18 protein-coding genes are annotated in these 21,975 nt (G+C 61.9%); 13 read left to right on the top strand and 5 right to left on the bottom strand.

Going from position 1 to position 21,975, the window contains the following annotated elements:
- Positions 1-74: 74 nt before the first annotated feature.
- Genes rsmA through ACEN93_RS13995 form a run of 4 tightly spaced genes read right to left on the bottom strand, consistent with a single transcriptional unit; the run spans position 75 to position 5,971 of the window.
- Positions 75-893, bottom strand: a complete 819-nt coding sequence (gene rsmA / locus ACEN93_RS14010; protein WP_039768082.1) for a 16S rRNA (adenine(1518)-N(6)/adenine(1519)-N(6))-dimethyltransferase RsmA — start codon at positions 891-893, stop codon at positions 75-77.
- Positions 890-1,879, bottom strand: a complete 990-nt coding sequence (gene pdxA, locus ACEN93_RS14005) for a 4-hydroxythreonine-4-phosphate dehydrogenase PdxA (protein WP_039768083.1) — start codon at positions 1,877-1,879, stop codon at positions 890-892. The genes rsmA and pdxA overlap by 4 nt, the downstream gene beginning before the upstream one ends.
- On the bottom strand, positions 1,876-3,192 hold the full coding sequence (locus tag ACEN93_RS14000; protein ID WP_495611513.1) for a peptidylprolyl isomerase: 1,317 nt from the start codon (positions 3,190-3,192) through the stop codon (positions 1,876-1,878). Before ACEN93_RS14000 ends, pdxA begins: the two co-directional genes overlap by 4 nt.
- A complete protein-coding gene (locus tag ACEN93_RS13995) occupies positions 3,173-5,971 on the bottom strand; it encodes an LPS-assembly protein LptD (protein WP_039768085.1) in 2,799 nt (932 codons plus the stop codon). Before ACEN93_RS13995 ends, ACEN93_RS14000 begins: the two co-directional genes overlap by 20 nt.
- Before the next feature lie 130 nt (positions 5,972-6,101).
- Here ACEN93_RS13995 and ACEN93_RS13990 point away from each other — a divergent pair, with 130 nt between their 5' ends.
- Genes ACEN93_RS13990 through ACEN93_RS13980 form a run of 3 tightly spaced genes read left to right on the top strand, consistent with a single transcriptional unit; the run spans position 6,102 to position 8,558 of the window.
- Positions 6,102-7,121: an aminoglycoside phosphotransferase family protein gene (locus ACEN93_RS13990; protein ID WP_210709705.1), complete on the top strand. Its 1,020-nt coding sequence runs from the start codon at positions 6,102-6,104 to the stop codon at positions 7,119-7,121.
- The gene (gene murU, locus ACEN93_RS13985; RefSeq protein ID WP_039768087.1) at positions 7,118-7,789 is read left to right on the top strand and encodes an N-acetylmuramate alpha-1-phosphate uridylyltransferase MurU; all 672 of its coding nucleotides are present in this window, start codon (positions 7,118-7,120) and stop codon (positions 7,787-7,789) included. The genes ACEN93_RS13990 and murU overlap by 4 nt, the downstream gene beginning before the upstream one ends.
- A 1-nt stretch (position 7,790) precedes the next feature.
- Positions 7,791-8,558 carry a TerB family tellurite resistance protein gene (locus ACEN93_RS13980; protein WP_039768088.1) on the top strand — a complete coding sequence of 256 codons (768 nt, stop codon included), beginning with the start codon at positions 7,791-7,793 and terminating at the stop codon, positions 8,556-8,558.
- Positions 8,559-8,607: 49 nt separating this feature from the next.
- On the opposite strand, the gene ACEN93_RS13975 is transcribed toward ACEN93_RS13980, so the two are convergent.
- Positions 8,608-9,597: an alpha/beta hydrolase family protein gene (locus ACEN93_RS13975; protein WP_210709704.1), complete on the bottom strand. Its 990-nt coding sequence runs from the start codon at positions 9,595-9,597 to the stop codon at positions 8,608-8,610.
- A 73-nt stretch (positions 9,598-9,670) separates the two neighbouring features.
- On the opposite strand from ACEN93_RS13975, the gene ACEN93_RS13970 reads away from it, so the two are divergent.
- The 10 genes from ACEN93_RS13970 (at position 9,671) to trpE (ending at position 21,929) form a co-directional block, all read left to right on the top strand.
- Positions 9,671-12,070: a PAS domain-containing sensor histidine kinase gene (locus ACEN93_RS13970; RefSeq protein WP_085612927.1), complete on the top strand. Its 2,400-nt coding sequence runs from the start codon at positions 9,671-9,673 to the stop codon at positions 12,068-12,070.
- Entirely contained in the window at positions 12,071-12,700 is a 630-nt protein-coding gene (locus ACEN93_RS13965) for a response regulator (RefSeq protein WP_007959929.1), read from the top strand.
- Between the two features lie 218 nt (positions 12,701-12,918).
- Positions 12,919-14,043 (top strand): ABC transporter ATP-binding protein, encoded by a 1,125-nt coding sequence (locus ACEN93_RS13960; RefSeq protein WP_007959931.1) that lies wholly within the window; start codon positions 12,919-12,921, stop codon positions 14,041-14,043.
- A gap of 48 nt (positions 14,044-14,091) precedes the next feature.
- On the top strand, positions 14,092-15,135 hold the full coding sequence (locus ACEN93_RS13955; protein WP_007959933.1) for an ABC transporter substrate-binding protein: 1,044 nt from the start codon (positions 14,092-14,094) through the stop codon (positions 15,133-15,135).
- 212 nt (positions 15,136-15,347) lie between these two features.
- Complete coding sequence (locus ACEN93_RS13950) at positions 15,348-16,595, top strand: ABC transporter permease (protein WP_007959935.1); 1,248 nt, start codon at positions 15,348-15,350, stop codon at positions 16,593-16,595.
- A 12-nt stretch (positions 16,596-16,607) separates the two neighbouring features.
- Positions 16,608-17,432 carry an ABC transporter permease gene (locus ACEN93_RS13945; RefSeq protein WP_163976614.1) on the top strand — a complete coding sequence of 275 codons (825 nt, stop codon included), beginning with the start codon at positions 16,608-16,610 and terminating at the stop codon, positions 17,430-17,432.
- A gap of 194 nt (positions 17,433-17,626) precedes the next feature.
- On the top strand, positions 17,627-18,775 hold the full coding sequence (locus tag ACEN93_RS13940) for an iron-containing alcohol dehydrogenase (protein ID WP_236188436.1): 1,149 nt from the start codon (positions 17,627-17,629) through the stop codon (positions 18,773-18,775).
- Between the two features lie 114 nt (positions 18,776-18,889).
- Positions 18,890-19,564: a ribulose-phosphate 3-epimerase gene (gene rpe / locus ACEN93_RS13935; protein ID WP_064599815.1), complete on the top strand. Its 675-nt coding sequence runs from the start codon at positions 18,890-18,892 to the stop codon at positions 19,562-19,564.
- On the top strand, positions 19,561-20,379 hold the full coding sequence (locus tag ACEN93_RS13930; RefSeq protein ID WP_007956306.1) for a phosphoglycolate phosphatase: 819 nt from the start codon (positions 19,561-19,563) through the stop codon (positions 20,377-20,379). Before rpe ends, ACEN93_RS13930 begins: the two co-directional genes overlap by 4 nt.
- Before the next feature lie 71 nt (positions 20,380-20,450).
- Entirely contained in the window at positions 20,451-21,929 is a 1,479-nt protein-coding gene (gene trpE, locus ACEN93_RS13925; protein ID WP_039768096.1) for an anthranilate synthase component I, read from the top strand.
- The last annotated feature ends 46 nt before the right edge of the window (positions 21,930-21,975 follow it).

The following is a 21,975-nucleotide window of genomic DNA, read 5'->3' as shown; positions in this document are numbered from 1 at the left end:
TGATGGGGAATCAGTCTAGGCAAGTATCGGGCAGTAAACCAGAGTGGCGTCCTGCCCGATAGCGTTCACGGCTGTCAGTCGGCGGCGGGGGTTGCCGGGATCTGTACCGCGAGCTGGTCGGCCAGACGTACGAATGCCGCCAGATCCAGTTGCTCGGGACGCAGACTGCCATCAACGCCGGCGGCTTCGATTTCAGCGTTGCTGAGCAGTTGTTTGAGGGTGTTGCGCAGGGTTTTGCGGCGCTGGTTGAAAGCTTCGCGAACCACGCGTTCGAGCAGGCGATGATCCTTGGCCGGGTGCGGCAGAACCGCGTGCGGCACCAGGCGAACGATGGCCGAGTCGACTTTCGGTGGCGGGTTGAATGCGCCCGGCCCCACGTTGAACAGATGCTCTACGCGGCAATGGTACTGAACCATGATCGACAACCGACCCCAGTCACCACCACCCGGACCTGCGGCCAGACGCTCGACCACTTCCTTCTGCAGCATGAAGTGCATGTCGCGAATAATGCCGGCGTTGTTCAGCAGGTGGAAAATCAGCGGCGTGGAGATGTTGTACGGCAGGTTACCGACCACGCGCAGGCTGTTCGGCGCAGCGTTCAGGCTGTTGAAGTCGAACTTCAGCGCATCGCCCTGATGCAGGTTGAAATTGCTCTTGCCGGCGAACTGCTGGTTGAGGATCGGGATCAGGTCCTTGTCCAGCTCCACTACGTCCAGCTGTGCGCCGGAGTTGAGGATGCCGGCAGTCAATGCGCCCTGGCCCGGGCCGATCTCCAGCATGCGGTCGCCGGCCTTGGCACTGATGGAGCGCAGGATGCGGTCGATGACGCCGGCATCATGCAGGAAGTTTTGGCCAAAGCGTTTGCGCGCCTTGTGTTGGTATTGCTCGGTCATAAACGGGTCTCGGCCATCTGGTAGGCGGTTTCCAGGGCGACTTGCAGGCTGCCGGTGTCGATCCTGCCGCTGCCGGCCAGATCCAGGGCGGTGCCATGGTCGACCGACGTGCGGATGATCGGCAGGCCCAGGGTCACGTTGACCGCAGCGCCGAAGCCTTTGTACTTCAGCACGGGCAGGCCCTGGTCGTGGTACATCGCCAGCACCGCGTCGCAGTGCTCCAGATATTTGGGGGTAAACAGAGTGTCGGCAGGCAGCGGGCCACGAAGGTCCATGCCCTCGCCGCGCAGGCGCTCCAATGTGGGTTCGATGATGTCGATTTCTTCATGGCCCAGGTGTCCGCCTTCACCGGCGTGCGGATTGAGCCCGCAGACCAGGATGCGCGGTTGGGCGATGCCGAATTTTTGTTGCAGGTCGGCGTGCAGAATCCGCGTGACCCGTTCCAGCCGCTCCGGCGTGATCGCATCGGCGATGGCGCGCAAGGGCAGGTGAGTGGTGACCAGCGCCACGCGCAAACCGCGGGTGGCGAGCATCATCACCACTTGGGCGGTGTGGGTCAGGTCGGCGAGAAATTCGGTGTGACCGGAAAACGCGATACCCGATTCGTTGATCACGCCCTTGTGAACCGGGGCGGTGATCATCCCGGCGAAATCACCGTTCAGGCAGCCATTGCCGGCGCGGGTCAGGGTTTCGAGGACGAATGCGGCGTTGGCCTTGTCCAGTTGCCCGGCGACCACCGGGGCGCTGAGTGGGGTGTCCCAGACATACAGGCTGTTGGCGGGCGCCGGAGCGTCCGGCCAGTGGTCAGGCGCAACGTCCAGCAAACTGACGGCCAACCCCAGCTGCGCGGCCCGCTCTTGGAGCAGGTCGCGGCTGGTGATGGCAATCAGGGGGTGTGGCTGGGCTTGCGAGGCGAGCAGCAGGCACAGGTCGGGACCGATGCCGGCCGGTTCGCCGGGTGTCAGCGCGAAACGCTTGGGTTTCACTGCGCTGCCTGGTCTGCACCAGGGAGTTTGATCTCTACGTACGCTTCGTCACGGATCTGACGCAGCCAGGTTTGCAGCTCTTCGTCGTATTTGCGGTTACGCAGTACGGTCATCGCTTGCTGCTCACGGGCCTGTTCGGTGCTGTCGGTGGCGCGACGGCCAAGGACTTCCAGAACGTGCCAGCCGTACTGGGTCTGGAACGGCTTGGACAGCTGACCCTGCTGGGACTTGGCCATCACGGCGCGGAATTCCGGTACCAGTGCGTTCGGGTCGATCCAGTTCAGGTCGCCGCCGTTGAGGGTAGAACCCGGGTCTTCCGAGTACTTCTTGGCCAGTTCGGCAAAATCTTCACCGGCTTCGATGCGGTTATAGAGCGACTGAGCCAGTTCCTTGGTCTTGGCTTCGTCGCGAACCGGACTTGGCTTGACCAGAATATGGCGCACATGCACTTCGTCGCGCATCTGGCTTTCGCCACCACGTTTTTCCAGCAGCTTCAGGATGATGAAACCACCTGGGGTGCGTGCCGGTTGAGTGATGTCGCCGATAGCCATGCGGCTCAACTCACGGTCGAACGGCGGTGGCAGTTGAGCGGCTTTACGCCAGCCCATATCGCCGCCTTCCAGAGCGTTGTCACTGGCGGAGTTGGCCACGGCCATCTGGCCGAAGTCAGCGCCTTGCTTGAGCTGCTGGTAAACGTCCATCGCCTTGCGTGCAGCACTCTGAATCGCTTCGGAGTTGGCGCTTTCCGGGGTCGGGATCAGGATGTTGGCCAGGTGCAGCTCTTCTGACAGTTGCATCTTGCCCAGGTCGGAGGCGAGGAAGTTCTTCACTTCCTGTTCCGAGACCTGAATGCGCTCGGCCACGCGGCGCTGACGCACACGGCTGATGATCATTTCACGACGGATCTGCTCGCGAGCGTCGTTGTAAGACAGACCATCGCGAGACAGGGCGATGCGGAACTGCTCCGGGGTCATGTTGTTGCGCTGGGCAATGGTGCCAACCGCCTGGTTCAGTTCTTCATCGGTGATGCGGATGCCGGAACGTTCGCCGATCTGCAGTTGCAGATTTTCAACGATCAGGCGCTCGAGCACCTGTTGATCCAGCACGCCCGGAGGCGGCAGACCGCCGCCACGCTTGGCGATGGTTTGCTGAACTTCGTGGACGCGTTGATCCAGCTGGCTCTGCATGACCACGTCGTTGTCGACGATGGCCACAACCTTATCGATGGACTGCACCGCGGCGTTGGCCGCGGTACCCAGGAACAGCGCGCCCAGCATCAGCGGGCGCAGACAATCAGAAAGCTTGGTCTTCACGTTGACGATAACCTTGGATGCCTTTGTCGAGGAAGCTCTCTACCTTGGCGCCAGTGAGGCCGCCGAGTCCCTTCAGAACAATTTGGAGGAAGACGCCGTGGTCGCCTTTTTCGTTTTCCGGGGCGTTCTGACTGAATTCGTCATAGCTGACCCAGTAACGGTTGATCAGGCGCAGTTTCCAGCAGCAGTTGTCATATTCGAAACCACCGAAGGCTTCCAGCGTGCGATTGCGGTTGTAGTCGTACTGCCAGCGGCTGATCGCGCTCCACTGCGGAACGATCGGCCAGATGACCGAGAAGTCATGCTGCTGGATCTTGTAGTAGTCCTTCACGTAGCCAGGCTGGCCCGGGGTACCGTAGTCACCGCCACCCACCGACCATTTACCGGTGTTCTGGTCGTAACGGACCTGGTCGTTGCGATAGCGATAGCCGACGTTGACCACCTTGTTCGGGTTGTCTTCAGGCTGGTAGTGGAACATCGCGCTACCCGAACGCGGGCTGCGGCTGTCCGGATCCCAGTTGTAGTCGGCCGTGGTGCGCCAGTCGCGGTTCCAGCGGTATTCGTATTCCAGCGCGTAAGGCGAAACATTGGCCTTGGCGTCGTCGCGGTCGTTGAACGCGATGCCTGGCAGTTGGACTTCGCGATCCTTGAAGTACAGAGCCTGGCCGACGCTGATGCGTTGACGCTCGAACCCGTCGTCTTCGATCCAGCGGCTGGTCACGCCCAGCGACAGCTTGTTCTCGTCGCCAACACGGTCGGAACCGGAGAAACGGTTGTCACGGAACAGCGACGCATAGTTGAAGGTGTATTCGCTGGTGTCGAATACCGGAATGTCTTCCTGATCCACCTTCGGCACATAGAGATAGAACATGCGCGGCTCAAGCGTCTGGCGGTAGTTCTTGCCAAAGAAGGACGTGTTGCGGTCAAAGTACAGACCACCGTCAACGCTGGCGATCGGCACGCCGCGACTCTGGTTGCTGTCGAAGGTGCCGTTGAGTTTGTTCTGCTCTGCTGTCTGGGCGGCAATTTGCGATTTGCCGGTGCCGTCCAGATCCAGTTGATACTGGGTGTACTGATATTTGAGCGACGGAGTCAGGTAGCCATAGGTCGTGCTCATCGGCAGGCTGACACCTGGTTTCAGGTTCAGACGGTCACCATTGGCGCGAGCGAGCCCGAATACGTTGTTATCGAGGCGTGGCTCGACAGTGCCGTCTTCGTTGGTAAAGTTGCCGTTTTTCAGATCACGGTCAAAACGAACGATCTCGGTCTCGTAGTCGAAATTCAGGCCTTCCGGATGATAGGGCAGCTGACCATTGAAGGTGATCTGCGGCAGACGGTCATATGGCGTGATGTTCGATACGGTCGCCAGCTGGTACGCCTGGGCATTCAAACGGGCGATGTAACTGTCGCCACGATAGGTGACCGAGCCCTGCTGATTCACGTAGTCGTCGCTCTTCACACCAATCTGATCGGTCTGCAAATCCTGGAAGTAGTACGGATCGCTGATCTTGGTGTAATCCACCTGGGTGAGCACGCGGGAGTCGAGACCACCCTTGTGTTGCCAGTTGTACATGTAGCGGGTCTTGTCGTAGTCGGTCTGGCCCTTGCGCTCGTCGTCCTCGTCGTTGAGGTACGCCGCACCGAACTGACCTTCGCTGGACTTGGTGAGGTAGCGGAATTCGCCTTCCATCAACAGGCCGCGTTTAGCCATGTAACGTGGATACAACGTGGCATCGTAGTTCGGTGCCAGGTTGAAGTAGTACGGGGTGACCAGCATGAAGCCGGTGTCGCTGCCGGTGCCGATGGTCGGCGGCAGGAAACCCGACTGACGACGATCGTCGATCGGGAAGTAGATGTACGGGGTGTACAGGACCGGAATGTCCTTGACCCGCAGCGTCACGTTGGTCGCGGTACCGAAACCGGTGGCAGGGTTCAGGGTGATGTTGTTGCCCTTGAGCTGCCAGGCGTTGCTGTTCGGTTCGCACGTGGTGTACGTGCCGTCCTTCAGACGAATGATCGCGTTTTCGGCACGCTTGGCGTACAGCGCGTTACCGCGGATGCGCGATTTGTGCATCACGTATTCGGCGTTGTCGACCTTGGCTTCACCAGTGTCGAGCTGCACATCGGCGTGGTCGCCGACGATCAGCGCGCCGTTGTCGCGAATGCGCACGTTGCCCGCCAGTTCGCCACGGCTTTCGGCCTGATACAGGTTGGCCTCATCGGCTTCGACCTGCATGCTGCCCTGACGCATGACCACGTCACCGGCCAGACTCGCGACCTGCGAATCCTGCTGATAACGCGATGCCTTGGCGCCGATGAAGGTCGGGGCGTCACTTTTATTCGTCTTGTCATTCATGCCAGGACGAATCGGTTCGATATAGGAACCAGAGCAGTAAGGACCGGTCTCGGCCAGTTGGGCGGCGGTGAGCTTCTCGCGCGGAACCCAGTCGAGGTGACTGTAGTCTTCGCTACGGGATTTCAGGCCGCGGCCCTTGGACTCGGTAACCAGTACCGGCTTGGGCCCGGACTCCGCGGTGGAGCCGTTCTGGGCCGGAGCTTCGCCAGCGGCGCTGACGGCACTGCCGTCGTGCACGGGACGCGGCGGCAAGGCAGCGGCCGGCGTCTTCGGCGAGCAGGCCCAGCCACCCGTTGCCGACACGGCGCAGTCATACTGCTCGGCGGCAACAACGAATGAACTGGCCAGAGGTTGCATAGCCAGCAGACTGCCGGTTACCAACAACGGAAATTTTTTACGAAACGCGGGGGATTTCAATGCCATCTTATTAGTCCGGGCTTCCTGCGTGCCATCTGCCCGCGGTGTGGGCCGCACGCCTCTCGATGGTCTGAAAAAGATGCTGGATAATAAAGCATGACCCGCTTGACGGCTAGCGCCGTCGGAGACCCTTGCAATGCCTGATCAAGATGTACGCTTGCAACACCTTAAAGTTTGGCTCGATGAACAGTTGGCAACCCTTTTTGCGAATCAGGGCTGGGGAGCCGTACCCCCGGCCACGTTGACCGCGGCCAGCAGCGACGCGAGTTTCCGCCGGTATTTCCGTTGGGAAGGCGCGGGTCGCAGCTTCGTCGTGATGGACGCGCCGCCGCCTCAGGAAAACTGCAAACCGTTCGTGGATATCGCCTTTTTGCTGGCGAAATCCGGTATCAACGTGCCGAAAATTTATGCCGAAGACCTCGAACGTGGCTTTCTTTTGCTCAATGACCTGGGCAACCAGACCTATCTGGACGTGATCGACAGCGAAAATGCCGACGCGTTGTTCAGCGATGCCCTGCAAGCGCTGCTGGCTTTTCAGCAGCTGCCGATGGTGGCGCCGCTGCCGAGCTATGACGTCGCGTTGTTGCGCCGCGAGCTGGAACTGTTTCCCGAGTGGTACGTGAAACGCGAGTTGGGCGTCGAGTTCGATGCAACCCAACAGCAGCAGTGGCAAAAGGTCAGCGAGCTGCTGATCGACAGCGCCCTGGCCCAGCCGAAAGTGCTGGTGCACCGCGACTACATGCCGCGCAACCTGATGCTCAGCGAGCCTAATCCCGGCGTGCTGGATTTCCAGGACGCGGTGTATGGTCCGGTGACCTACGACGTGACCTGCCTGTTCAAGGACGCCTTCCTCAGTTGGCCTGAAGAACGTGTGCGCGGCTGGCTGGAAAGCTACTGGCAGCAGGCGTCAGCACTGGACATCCCGGTGCAGCCGGACTTCGAAGAGTTTCTGCGCGCCAGCGATCTGATGGGCGTGCAGCGTCATCTGAAAGTCATCGGCATCTTCGCCCGCATCTGCCATCGCGACGGCAAGCCGCGTTACCTCGGTGATGTGCCGCGTTTCTTCTCTTATATAGAAGCGGTCATCGCCCGCCGTCCCGAGTTGGCGGATCTGCAGGCACTGCTCGCCAGCCTGCGTGGTGGAGTGACGGCATGAAGGCAATGATTCTGGCGGCCGGCAAAGGCGAGCGCATGCGCCCGCTGACCCTGACCACCCCGAAGCCGCTGGTGCGTGCCGGCGGCGTGCCGCTGATTGAATATCACCTGCGTGCCCTGGCCGCGGCCGGTTTCAATGAGATCGTGATCAACCATGCCTGGCTCGGCCGGCAGATTGAAGATCACTTGGGCGATGGCTCGCAGTTCGGCGTGTCGATCCAGTACTCGCCGGAGGGCGAGCCACTGGAAACCGGCGGCGGCATTTTCCGCGCCTTGCCGCTGTTGGGCGACGACGCGTTTCTGGTGGTCAACGGCGATATCTGGACCGATTACGACTTCAGCGTGCTGCATCAGCCGATCACCGGGCTGGCGCATCTGGTGCTGGCGGACAACCCGGCCCATCACCCGACAGGCGACTTCACCCTGACCGACGGCCAGGTGCGTGATGGCCAGGCCGAGGCGGCAACCCTGACCTACAGCGGCATCGCCGTATTGCACCCGCAGTTGTTTGACGGCTGCAGCGGCGGTGCCTTCAAACTGGCGCCGCTGCTGCGTAAAGCCATGGCGGACGGGCAGGTGACCGGCGAGCGACTGAAAGGTCGCTGGGTCGATGTCGGTACCCACGAGCGTCTGGCCGAAGCCGAAGCCTTGATAGAAGCGAGTCGCTGATATGTTGTGGCCAGGGACTCTGATTGGAGCCGGAGCGGGTTTTGCTATCGCCAGCATTCCGGGGGCCATGCTTGGGGCTTTGTTGGGGCAGGCGCTGGATCGGCGCCTGCATTTGCAGAGCTGGGGGCATTTGCGGGAAAAACTCGGCGGCCGGCCGATGCTGCGCAACGACGAACTGTTATTCGTGTTGCTCGGGCGTCTGGCCAAGAGCGACGGGCGGGTCACGGACGGTCACATCCAGCAGGCGCGGCATGAGATGCGCGCGCTGGAAATGAGCGAGCCGGCACAGCGCCGGGCGATTGCCGCGTTCAATCGCGGCAAGTCCGGCAACGACAATCTGCGCGGTTATCTGCGTCGATTGAGCACTCAACCCCATGCCGCTGAAGGTGTATTGCGCGCCTGCTGGCGAATGGTCTTCGCCGATGGTCGGGCCGGCGTCAGCGAGCGGGAATTGCTGGCGCAGTGGGGCAAGTGGCTGGGCTGGACGACCCACCAGATCCAGGCGCTGGCGGCGGACTACGAGCCACACAAGCGTCCGATCGTCAGCGCGGCGGTGAGCTATCAGGAGGCGATGCGCCTGCTCGGCGTCTCAGCCACCAGCGAACCGGCACAGATCAAACGCGCCTATCGGCGTCTGCTCAGCCGGCATCACCCGGACAAGGTGGCCGGGACAGGTGCCACGCCGGCGCAGGTGCGTGAGGCCACCGAGAGGACCCGCGAATTGCACAATGCCTACACGTTGATTCGCGAACGGCGGGATTTTCGCTAGGCATAAAAAAATCGCAGCGTTGGGCTGCGATTTTTTTGTCTGCGCTTTGTCAGTCGGGGCTCTGCGGATTCAACCAGCCACGCACCCGGCGGAACAATTGCTCCTGTTCAGCCTTGTTGTCCGGCAGGGCCTTGAGTGCGACCTGACTGAACGCGGACGTCTTCAACCGTTTGCTGGCCTGCATGCGCTCCAGTGCCGCGTTGCGGTCCAGCGCTTTATCCATGTAGAAAATGTCCGCGGTCGGCAGCTTCAGGGTCGGCGTCAGTTCCACCAGTTGCGGTTGGGCCTTGGCCGGGGTCTGCGCGGCTACCAGGACCAGCTTCTCGACCTGCGAGTTTTGTCGCTCGCTCATGTAGCGCGCCGCCCAGTAAGCACCGGTGCCATGGCCGAGGACGACGATGCTGCGCGCGCTCTGTTGTTCGGCGTAGGCCAGCGCGGCGTCGATGCGGGCGAAAATTCGCTCGGCGTCGGCCTTGGACTGTTCCTCGGAGGTTTCGGCAACGACCTTATCGGCCACATCGGCTTCGCCGCCGGCGGCTTGTTCGATCGGCTCGGCGGTGGTCGAATCCTTGCTGCCCGGGTCGGCGGTTTTCGCTGCGGCGGGTGCTTCGACCACGCGCGGCGCGATGGCATCGCTTTGCAGATCGGGCAGGGTGATACTCAGGCTGCTCCACTCGACGTCCGGCAACTTGCGGCGCAACGGGCCGATCGCCTGGGGCCAGTCGGCGGTTTCGCCGGCGCCGGGAATGAGGATCACTGCGCCTTTGGGTTCGGCGGTGTTGGCCGGTTTCCACAGGGCGAGGAAGGTGTCGCTGCCGGCTTGCAGTTGCTGTTGTTCCTGGGCCGGAACCTTGCGTTCGAGTGCCGCGGCTTCTTCCTGACTACGCTCAAGCAGTGGCTGGCGTTCGACCGGTTTTTCTTCGGCGGCTTTTTCTGCGGCGGGGGCGGGTGCCGGATCCGCGGCTTCGACGGAAAACGCACAAGGCAGGATCAGCGACAGGCACAATGCTGGCATTGCCAGGCGATAGACAGGGGGCATCGGTTATTCCAGGCCAGAAGTTATCCCGGCAGCCTAATGGGTTGGTCAGAATTTGTCAGTGTATGAGACTTCAATGATGCGTTTTTGCTGCCTGTGGGTTATCGGCTGTCTGGCGTTTCCCTTGATGGGCTGGGCGGCGCCTGCGCCACCGAGCCACCTCGCGCGGTTATCGGCGAGCGAACAACAGTGGCTCGCACAGCACAACGAATTGCGTGTCGGTCTGGTATTGCAGGCGCCGTACGCGCAATACGACCGGCGCTTGCAGCGGCTGTCGGGGGCCAATGTCGAAGTGATGAAGGCATTGGCCCGTGCGCTGAATGTCGAGCTGAGCTGGCGCAACTTTCAGGATCTGGCACAACTCGAGGCCGCTGCCCGGGACGGCGAAATCGACATCGCCCCAGGCCTGACCCAGACCCCGGGCGGCCTGCGTCTTTGGCAGTTTTCCGACCCGTACATGCGCGTGCCGCAACTGGTGGTCAGCGACCAGAAAAGCAGCGCGACCGTGGAACTGGAAAAACTCGACAGCCAGACCCGCGTCGCCGTGCGCATGCCCGGCGTAACCGCCGATTATCTGCGCGGCAACTATCCGCACCTGAATCTGCAAGGCGTACCGATGGAGCGTCAGGCGCTGCAACTGTTGCTGAGTCAGCAGGCGTCCTACGCGGTGGTCGATGAGGCGCAGCTCGGGCGGCTGTCGGCGGAACCGGAGTTTGCCGGGCTGGTGGTGGTCGGTGACATCGGTCTGCCGCAACTGCTGCGCATCGGCACCCGTCGCGACTGGCCGGAACTGGCCGGGATCGTCGAGAGTGCCTTGCGCGCAATTCCGGCCAAGGATCTGGAGCGCCTGCATGCCCAATGGCTGCAACCCAAATATCCGCGACTCTCCGAATCGCCGGGCTTCTGGCAGAACCTGAGCCTGTTGTTCGCGGTGCTGCTGCTCAGCTGCGTGGCCATCGTCTTCTGGCAGCGCCGCCAGCAGCGCAGTCTTGAACAGCGCCTGCTCGACGCCCGTGAAGACATCGCCCTGCGCGCCGCCAGCGAAGAAGCCCTGCGTCTGACTCAGTTTTCCATCGATCAGAGCACCGTCGGCATTCTCTGGGTCAACTGGGACAGCCATGTGCGCTACGCCAACCGTGCGGCAGAAAACATGCTCGGTTATCCACAGGGCGCGATCATCGACCGCCCGTTGATCGACTTTGAGCCGGGGCTGCACATGGATCGCTGGCTCAACCTGTGGAAACGCGCCCGAGCCAGCGAAGAAGGGCCGCTGAGCTTTGAAACCAATTGTGTGCGGGCCGATGGCAGTGTGCTGCCGGCGGACGTGTCGCTGAGCTTCCTGCGTTTTCGCGATGGCGAGTATCTGGTGGTCTATCTCACCGATGTCACCGAGCGTCGTCGTGCCCTGGCTGCGTTGCAGGAAAGCGAGGCGCGGCTGCAAGGCATCGCGGCTAACGTGCCGGGGCTGGTATTCCGCCTTGAGCGCGCACCGGTGACCGGGCAGATCGACTTTGCCTACATCAGCGAGGGCAGCGAAAGTCTGGTCGGCTACGCGCCGGCCGCCATCGCCCATCGCGACATGGGCCTGCGCAGTCTGGTGCATCCGGATGACCGGGCCGCTTATCACCAGACTCAGGACCAGGCGCTGGACACCGACAGCGACTGGTCGTGGCAGGGCCGGATTCTCACGCGCCAGGGCGAGCAGCGCTGGGCTGAGATCAAGGCCATCACCCGTCAACTGGAGGGCGGTGCCTATGTCTGGGACGGCATTGTCTGGGACATCACCGAAAGTAAACGCATCGAACTGGAGCTGGCGGCCTCCCGCGAACAACTGCGCGAACTGTCGGCGCACCTGGAAAGCGTGCGGGAAGAGGAAAAGGCGCGCATCGCCCGGGAGGTTCACGATGAACTGGGGCAGATGCTGACGGTGCTGAAACTGGAAACGTCGATGTGCGAACTGGCCTACGCGCAACTTGATCCGGGTCTGAACGAGCGCTTGAACAGCATGAAGCGCCTGATTGCCCAGTTGTTCCAGCTGGTGCGGGATGTGGCGACGGCGCTGCGCCCGCCGATCCTCGATGCCGGGATCGCCTCGGCCATCGAGTGGCAGGCGCGGCGCTTCGAGGCGCGCACGCAGATTCCGTGTCTGGTGCAGGTGCCGGACAACCTTGCGCCCCTCAGTGACGCCAAGGCCATCGGCCTGTTCCGCATTCTTCAGGAGGCGCTGACCAACGTCATGCGCCATGCCCAGGCGCATACTGTGGAACTGACGCTGACGCAGGAAGGCAACGAATTGTGTCTGACGGTCAGCGATGATGGCGTAGGATTTGTCGCCGCTGCCGGCAGGCCGACATCCTTTGGACTGGTGGGCATGCGCGAGCGGGTGTTGATCATGGGCGGGCAGCTGTCACTCGACAGCGAGCCGGGCGAGGGCACCACGCTGAGCGTGCGGGTGCCACTGGATGAGGAGAAGTAAGTGATCCGTGTACTGGTAGCCGAAGACCACACCATCGTTCGCGAAGGCATCAAGCAATTGATCGGCCTGGCCAAGGATCTGCAGGTGGTGGGGGAGGCGAGCAACGGCGAGCAATTGCTGGAAACCCTGCGCAATGTGCCCTGCGAAGTGGTGTTGCTGGACATCTCGATGCCCGGCGTCAACGGGCTCGAAGCGATTCCACGAATCCGCGCGCTGAACCATCCGCCGGCGATTCTGGTGCTGTCGATGCACGACGAAGCACAGATGGCCGCCCGGGCGCTGAAGGTCGGCGCCGCCGGTTATGCCACCAAGGACAGCGATCCGGCACTGCTGCTGACGGCAATTCGCAAGGTCGCGGCGGGCGGGCGCTACATCGACCCGGAGCTGGCCGACCGCATGGTCTTCGAAGTCGGCCTGACCGATGCGCGACCACTGCACTCGTTGCTGTCGGAGCGCGAATTCTCGGTGTTCGAACGTCTTGCCCAAGGCGCCAACGTCAACGACATCGCCCAGCAACTGGCCCTGAGCAGCAAGACCATCAGTACCCACAAGGCGCGGCTGATGCAGAAACTCAACATCACTTCGCTCGCCGAGCTGGTGAAGTACGCGATGGAACACAAGCTCCTCTGAGCGACATATCCAATAGCGACAGGCGCTTTTGCCGGTTCTGACGGCTTGAGCCCCGACCCATGCGTCGGGTTTGCCAAAACGCGCCATCCTTGTAGGGCAATCCCTACCCCCGGCCTTCCATCCGGCTGAGGCGATTCTCTCCTGCGCCCCGATTTGCGTGACTGCAAGCAGCCACTAGGCTTAATCCCACAGCAGTCATCAATAACAAAGGTGTGGGTATGAGCCAGGTCGAATCAAACGCAGGGGCCAGCGATGTGCTGGTCAGCTTTCGTGGAGTGCAGAAGAGCTACGACGGCGAGAACCTGATCGTCAAAGACCTCAACCTGGACATTCGCAAGGGCGAATTCCTCACCTTGCTCGGGCCGTCCGGCTCGGGCAAGACCACCAGCCTGATGATGCTCGCCGGTTTCGAAACGCCGACCGCCGGTGAGATCCTCCTCGCCGGGCGGGCGATCAACAACGTGCCGCCGCACAAACGCGACATCGGTATGGTGTTCCAGAACTACGCGCTGTTCCCGCACATGACCGTCGCTGAAAACCTGGCGTTTCCGCTGACTGTGCGCGGCCTGAACAAGAGCGACGTCAGCGACAAGGTCAAGAAAGTCCTGAGCATGGTGCAGCTTGATGCGTTCGCATCGCGTTACCCGGCGCAACTGTCCGGCGGCCAGCAACAACGTGTGGCTTTGGCCCGTGCGCTGGTGTTCGAGCCGCAACTGGTGTTGATGGACGAACCCCTCGGCGCCCTCGACAAACAGCTGCGTGAACACATGCAGATGGAAATCAAACACCTGCACCAGCGCCTCGGCGTGACCGTGGTCTACGTGACCCACGACCAGGGCGAAGCCCTGACCATGTCCGATCGTGTCGCCGTATTCCATCAGGGCGAAATCCAGCAGATCGCCCCGCCGCGCACCCTCTACGAGGAACCGAAAAACACCTTCGTCGCCAACTTCATCGGCGAGAACAACCGCCTCAACGGTCGCCTGCTCAGCCAGAACGGCGAGCGCTGCGTGGTCGAGCTGGGGCGCGGGGAAAAGGTCGAGGCGCTGGCGGTCAACATCGGCCAGACCGGCGAGCCGGTCACCCTGTCGATCCGTCCGGAGCGCGTCAGCCTCAACGGTTCGAGTGACCAGTGCGTCAACCGCTTCTCCGGGCGGGTGGCCGAATTCATCTATCTGGGCGACCACGTCCGGGTGCGCCTGGAAGTCTGCGGCAAGACCGACTTCTTCGTGAAACAACCGATTGCCGAGCTCGATCCAGCGCTCGCGGTCGGCGACGTGGTTCCGCTTGGCTGGCAGGTCGAGCACGTTCGCGCGCTCGATCCACTTCTAGAGGCGCACTGAAACGCCCCGCAATACCAACACCAACCCTGCACGTGGAGAGAACAATAAATGTTGAGATCCCTGAAGTTCACAGCCCTGACCCTGGGCCTGATGGGTGCGGCAAGCGCAATGGCCGCCGGCCCGGATCTGACCGTGGTGTCGTTTGGCGGGGCGAACAAGGCGGCGCAAGTCAAAGCCTTCTACGCACCGTGGGAAGCGGCGGGCAACGGCAAGATCGTCGCTGGCGAGTACAACGGCGAGATGGCCAAGGTCAAAGCCATGGTCGACACCAAGAGCGTGTCCTGGGATCTGGTAGAGGTTGAATCGCCGGAGCTGTCCCGTGGCTGCGACGAAGACATGTTCGAGCAACTCGATCCTGCGCTGTTCGGCAAATCCGAAGACTACGTCAAAGGCGCGATCCAGCCTTGCGGCGTGGGTTTCTTCGTGTGGTCGACCGTATTGGCCTACAACGCCGACAAGCTGAAAACCGCACCGACCAGTTGGGCGGATTTCTGGGACACCAAAAAATTCCCGGGCAAACGTGGCCTGCGCAAAGGCGCCAAGTACACCCTCGAATTCGCACTGATGGCCGACGGCGTAGCGCCGAAAGACGTGTACAAGGAACTGGCCAGCAAGGGCGGTCAGGATCGCGCGTTCAAGAAACTGGATGAGTTGAAACCGAACATCCAGTGGTGGGAAGCCGGCGCCCAGCCGCCGCAATACCTCGCTTCCGGTGACGTGGTCATGAGCTCGGCCTACAACGGTCGTATCGCTGCCGTGCAGAAAGAATCCAATCTGAAAGTGGTGTGGAACGGCGGTATCTACGACTTCGATGCGTGGGCCATCCCGAAAGGCCTGGACGCCAAGCGCGCCGAAGCGGCGAAGAAATTCATCGCGTTCTCGGTGCAGCCGCAACAGCAGAAGACCTACTCGGAAAACATCGCCTACGGCCCGGCCAACTCCCAGGCTGTGCCGTTGCTGGACAAGGCAATCCTGAAAGACATGCCGACCACCCCGGAAAACATCGCCAATCAGGTGCAGATCGACGTCAGCTTCTGGGCTGACAACGGCGAGCAACTGGAGCAGCGCTTCAATTCCTGGGCTGCGAAGTAACTACGTCACACGGGCCGACGGCTACCGGATGATCATTCCCACGTCGAGGCGTCGAACCGTCCGCGTGGGAATGTCGCCCGGGACGCTCCGCGTCCCTGTGACGCAGAGCGTCACTGAATGCGTTCCCACGCAGAGCGTGGGAACGATCAGTACCCAAAGTTCGAGGCGGTATTCGCCGCTTTTGTAACGATCAAAGATTTGCGGAGTACGTCATGGCCATCGCCGTTCCCCTGAACGAGGGCAACAGCCCCACCTTGAAGCAGCGGCTCAAGCACGCCGAGCGGGTCAACCGCTGGAAGGCCCAGGCGCTGATCGCGCCGCTGGTGCTGTTTCTGTTGCTGGTGTTCCTGGTGCCGATCGTGGCGCTGCTCTATAAAAGTGTCGGCAACCCGGAAGTGGTTGGCGGCATGCCGCGCACCGTAACCGCGATTGCTGCGTGGGACGGCCGAGGCCTGCCCGCAGAACCGGTCTACAAAGCCGCCAGCGAAGACCTCGCCGAAGCGCGCAAAAACCAGACCCTGGGCGATCTGTCCAAGCGCCTGAACATGGAGTTGGCCGGCTATCGCAGCCTGCTGACCAAAACCGCCCGCTCGCTGCCATTCGCCAGCGAACCGGCCTCTTATAAAGAAGCGCTGGAGGGCCTCGACGAGCGTTGGGGCGATCCGGCCTACTGGCAAGCGGTTAAGCGCAACACCAGCAGCATCACCCCGTTCTATCTGTTGGCAGCGGTGGATCACCGCATCGACGACCTCGGCGAAATTGCCCCGGCCACCCCGGATCAGGCGATCTACCTCGACATCTTCGCCCGGACCTTCTGGATGGGCCTGATCATCACCGTTATCTGCCTGGTGCTGGCCTATCCGCTGGCCTACCTGCTGGCCAACCTGCCGTCGCGTCAAAGCAACCTGCTGATGATTCTGGTGCTGCTGCCGTTCTGGACTTCGATCCTGGTGCGAGTCGCCGCGTGGATCGTGTTGCTGCAATCCGGCGGATTGATCAACAGCGCGTTGATGGCGATGGGGATAATCGATAAACCGCTGGAGCTGGTGTTCAACCGCACCGGGGTCTACATCTCGATGGTGCACATCCTGCTGCCGTTCATGATCCTGCCGATCTACAGCGTGATGAAAGGCATCTCGCCGACCTACATGCGTGCCGCGATTTCCCTCGGCTGCCATCCGTTCGCCAGTTTCTGGCGGGTGTACTTCCCGCAGACCTACGCCGGCGTCGGCGCCGGTTGCCTGTTGGTGTTCATCCTCGCCATCGGCTACTACATCACCCCGGCGCTGCTGGGCAGCCCGAACGATCAGATGGTCAGCTACTTCGTCGCGTTCTACACCAACACCAGCATCAACTGGGGCATGGCCACTGCGCTCGGCGGGCTGTTACTGCTGGCGACCGTGGTGCTTTATCTGATCTACAGCTGGCTGGTGGGCGCTAGTCGCCTGCGCCTGAGCTAAGGGGAATTTGAAATGCTGAGTCCTTATATGTCGCCTGTCGAGCGGGTGTGGTTCTACAGCTTGCGGATCCTCTGCGGCTTGATCCTGTTGTTCCTGATCCTGCCGGTGCTGGTGATCGTGCCGCTGTCGTTCAACTCGGGCAGTTTTCTGGTGTACCCGCTGCAAGGCTTTTCGCTGCACTGGTACCACGACTTCTTCGCCTCGGCGGAGTGGATGCGCTCGCTGAAGAACAGCATCATCGTCGCCCCGGCCGCGACCGTGCTGGCGATGGTGTTCGGCACGCTGGCGGCCATCGGCCTGACCCGTGGCGACTTTCCCGGCAAGCCGCTGGTGATGGCGCTGGTGATTTCGCCGATGGTGGTGCCGGTGGTGATCATCGGTGTGGCCAGTTACCTGTTCTTCGCGCCGCTGGGCCTGGGCAACAGTTTCTTCTCGCTGATCGTGGTGCACGCGGTGCTCGGTGTGCCGTTCGTGATCATCACGGTGTCGGCGACGTTGCAGGGTTTCAACCATAACCTGGTGCGGGCGGCGGCCAGCCTTGGTGCTTCGCCATTGACCACGTTCCGTCGGGTGACCTTGCCGCTGATTGCGCCGGGGGTGATTTCCGGGGCGCTGTTTGCCTTTGCAACCTCGTTCGATGAAGTGGTGGTGACGTTGTTCCTTGCAGGTCCCGAGCAGGCGACGTTGCCTCGGCAGATGTTCAGCGGGATTCGCGAGAACCTGAGTCCGACGATTGCTGCGGCTGCGACGTTGTTGATTGCCTTCTCGGTGATTCTGTTGCTGACGCTGGAATGGCTGCGTGGGCGGAGTGAGAAGCTGCGTACTGCTCAGGTCTGAGCCCAGCTCGATATTGTTCCCTCGCTCCGCGTTCCAGCTCCCGAATGGAACGCGGAGCGTCCCTGGCTGCATTCCCACGCGGAGCGTGGGAACGATCAGTGTGCGGGTTGCCATTCATGCGCTGAATGACAGACAACCCGATTTCCCCAGCTACGCTTGTGCTCAGCTCCCACATCTATAAGAGGCTGCGCACGATGAGTCTTTCCTCGTTCAAGATTGCTCACAAACTGATCACCGGCGCCGGGGCCATCGAGCAGCTGGCGGCCGAACTCACGCGGCTGGATATCGACAACCCGCTGATCGTCACCGACGCCGCATTGGTCAAGTCCGGCACGGTGGAGCTGGCGCTGGCGCAGATCGGTGAGCGCGAGTACGAAATCTTCGACCGGGTGCTGCCGGATCCGGAGATCGCCATCGTCGAGGATTGCATGCGTGTCTACCGAGAGGGCGGGCATGACGGGTTGATCGGCCTCGGTGGCGGCAGTGCCATCGACATCGCCAAGAGCGTTGCGGCGTACGCCGGTTATCACGGTGCACTGGAGGATCTGTTCGGCGTCGATCAGGTGCCGCGCAAAGGCCCACCGTTGATTGCGATCCCGACCACTGCCGGCACCGGTTCTGAAGTGACCAACGTCGCCATCCTTTCGGACAAGGTCGCGCAACTGAAGAAAGGCATCGTCAGCGACTACCTGTTGCCGGACGTGGCGTTGGTCAGTCCGCAAATGACGCTGACCTGTCCGCGCAGTGTCACCGCCGCCAGTGGCGTCGATGCGCTTGTGCATGCCATCGAGTCCTATCTGTCACTGAATGCCTCGCCGATCACCGATTCGCTGGCCATCGGCGCGATCAAGTTGATCGCCCGATCCTTGCCCAAGGCCTACGCCAATCCGTCCAACCTGCAAGCCCGGGAGGATATGGCCACCGCCAGCCTGATGGCCGGCATGGCGTTCGGTAATGCCGGGGTCGGCGCGGTGCATGCGCTGGCGTATCCGCTGGGCGGGCGATTCAACATTGCTCACGGCGTCAGCAATGCGTTGCTGCTGCCGTATGTCATGACCTGGAACAAGATGGCCTGCGTCGAGCGGATGCAGGATATTGCCGAAGCCATGGGGGTGAAGACCGCTCATCTGAGTCTCAATGAAGCGGCCGACAGCGCCGTCGCGGCGATGACCGAACTGTGCGCGGCGGTAGAAATCCCGCAGGGTCTGCGCAGTTTCGGCGTGCCTGAAGAAGCGATCCCGGCCATGGCCGTAGAGGCCGCCGGCATCGAGCGCCTGATGCGCAACAACCCGCGCAAGCTCAGCGCCGCCGACATCGAGAAGATCTACCGGGCGGCCTACTGAGAACCCGCCGGTCATCGGTCATGGCACAACCCAATCATCGCGGTCACGGTGCGCGCGCGGAAACTTGAGGTATACAATGCGCGCCATCGTGATTTAGCTCAGAAAAGGTGCGTCATGCAGCCCTTCGTTATTGCTCCGTCGATTCTCTCTGCCGACTTCGCCCGCCTGGGCGAGGAAGTGGATAACGTGCTGGCCGCCGGTGCCGACTTCGTCCACTTCGATGTCATGGACAACCACTACGTGCCGAACCTGACCATCGGCCCGATGGTCTGCGCCGCGTTGCGCAAGTACGGCGTGACCGCGCCGATCGACGCGCACCTGATGGTCAGCCCGGTGGATCGCATCGTCGGCGACTTCATCGAAGCCGGCGCCACTTACATCACCTTCCACCCGGAAGCCACGCTGCACGTCGATCGTTCGCTGCAACTGATCCGTGAAGGCGGCTGCAAATCCGGTCTGGTGTTCAACCCGGCAACCCCGCTGGACGTGCTCAAGTACGTGATCGACAAGGTCGACATGGTCTTGCTGATGAGCGTCAACCCGGGCTTCGGCGGGCAGAAATTCATCCCCGGCACCCTCGACAAGCTGCGCGAAGCGCGGGCGATCATCGATGCCTCGGGCCGTGACATCCGCCTGGAAATCGACGGCGGCGTCAACGTCAACAACATCCGCGAAATCGCTGCTGCCGGCGCCGACACCTTTGTCGCCGGCTCGGCGATCTTCAATGCGCCGAACTATCAGGACGTCATCGACAAGATGCGTTCCGAACTGGCGCTGGCTCGCCCATGAGCGGTTTTGAGCAGCTGTTCCCGGGGCAACTGCCGCGGTTGGTGATGTTCGATCTGGATGGCACGCTGATCGATTCGGTACCCGACCTGGCGGCGGCTGTGGATAACATGCTGCTCTCCCTCGGGCGCAAGCCTGCCGGTATCGAGTCGGTGCGCGAGTGGGTCGGCAACGGTGCGCCGGTGCTGGTGCGCCGCGCCTTGGCCGGCGGCATCGATCATTCCTCCGTGGATGACGTCGAAGCCGAGCACGCGCTGGAAGTTTTCATGGAGGCCTACGGCGCCAGCCATGAGCTGACCGTGGTCTATCCCGGCGTGCGCGACACCCTCAAATGGCTGCACAAGCAGGGCGTGGCCATGGCGCTGATCACCAACAAGCCGGAGCGCTTCGTCGCGCCGCTGCTGGATCAGATGAAGATCGGCCGCTACTTCAAGTGGATCATCGGCGGCGATACCCTGCCGCAGAAGAAGCCCGATCCGGCGGCGCTGTTCTTCGTCATGAAGATGTCCGGGATTCCGGCCTCGCAATCGCTGTTCGTCGGTGATTCGCGCAGCGACGTGCTGGCGGCGAAAGCGGCGGGGGTCAAATGCGTCGGGCTCAGCTATGGCTACAACCATGGCCGGCCGATTGCCGAGGAATCCCCGGCGCTGGTGATCGACGATCTGCGCAAGCTAATTCCCGGTTGCCTGGATACGGCCGCTGAGATAACGTTGCCCGACGCTTCTCAATCCCCTTCTGGAAACGCCATCGTGGTGGTCACCCGCAAACTCTGGATGAAAGTCATCAAGGCTCTGGCCCGCTGGCGTTGGCGCGCCTGACTTGTTCCTGGCCGGCCTGCCGGCGCGTTTGCACACCTGACTGATTTGCCCCTCACACCACGAGGCACCCTATGATCCGCGAAGAATTCCTGCGTCTGGCCGCTGACGGCTATAACCGCATTCCGCTGGCCTGCGAAACCCTGGCCGACTTCGACACGCCGCTGTCGATCTACCTGAAACTGGCCGACCAGCCCAACTCCTACCTGCTCGAATCAGTGCAGGGCGGCGAGAAATGGGGCCGTTACTCGATCATCGGCCTGCCGTGCCGCACCGTGCTGCGGGTTCACGACCATCACGTGAGTATCACCGTCGATGGCGTCGAGACCGAAAGCCATGACGTCGAAGATCCGCTGGCCTTCGTCGAAACCTTCAAGGCCCGCTACAACGTGCCGACCATTGCCGGTCTGCCGCGCTTCAACGGCGGTCTGGTGGGTTACTTCGGTTACGACTGTGTGCGCTATGTAGAGAAGCGCCTCGGCAAATGCCCGAACCCGGATCCGCTGGGCGTGCCGGACATTCTGCTGATGGTTTCCGACGCGGTGGTGGTGTTCGACAACCTCGCCGGCAAGATGCACGCGATCGTGCTGGCCGACCCGGCGCAGGCCGATGCCTACGAGCAGGGCCAGGCGCAATTGCAGGAGTTGCTGGAAAAACTGCGTCAGCCGATCACCCCGCGCCGTGGCCTGGATTTCAGCAAGCAGCAGGCGGCCGAGCCGGTGTTCCGCTCCAGTTTCACCCAGGACGACTACGAAAAAGCCGTCGACACCATCAAGGAATACATCCTCGCCGGTGACTGCATGCAGGTCGTGCCGTCCCAGCGCATGTCGATCGACTTCAAGGCGGCGCCGATCGATCTGTACCGCGCACTGCGTTGCTTCAACCCGACGCCGTACATGTACTTCTTCAACTTCGGCGATTTCCACGTCGTCGGCAGTTCGCCCGAAGTGCTGGTACGGGTCGAAGACAACCTGATCACCGTGCGCCCGATTGCCGGCACCCGTCCTCGCGGGGCGACCGAAGAGGCGGACGTGGCGCTGGAAGAAGACCTGCTGTCCGACGACAAGGAGATCGCCGAGCACCTGATGCTGATCGACCTCGGTCGTAACGACACCGGGCGCGTATCGGAAATCGGCTCGGTGAAGCTCACCGAGAAAATGGTCATCGAGCGTTATTCCAACGTGATGCACATCGTGTCCAACGTCACCGGTCAGTTGAAGGCCGGGTTGACGGCGATGGACGCACTGCGGGCGATCCTGCCGGCGGGCACCTTGTCCGGCGCGCCGAAGATCCGTGCGATGGAAATCATCGACGAACTGGAGCCGGTCAAGCGTGGCGTGTATGGCGGCGCGGTCGGCTACTTCGCCTGGAATGGCAACATGGACACCGCGATTGCGATCCGTACCGCAGTGATCAAGAACGGCGAACTGCACGTGCAGGCCGGTGGCGGCATCGTCGCTGACTCGGTGCCGGCGCTGGAATGGGAAGAAACCATCAACAAGCGCCGGGCGATGTTCCGCGCTGTTGCGCTCGCCGAGCAAACCCCGGACTGAGTGATTGCTGATTCAGCCAAAAAAAACGCGGCGCCTGTGAGGGCGC

This window comes from Pseudomonas sp. Pseusp21, assembly GCF_059492145.1.
This window is presented reverse-complemented; position numbering and strand designations above follow the sequence as displayed.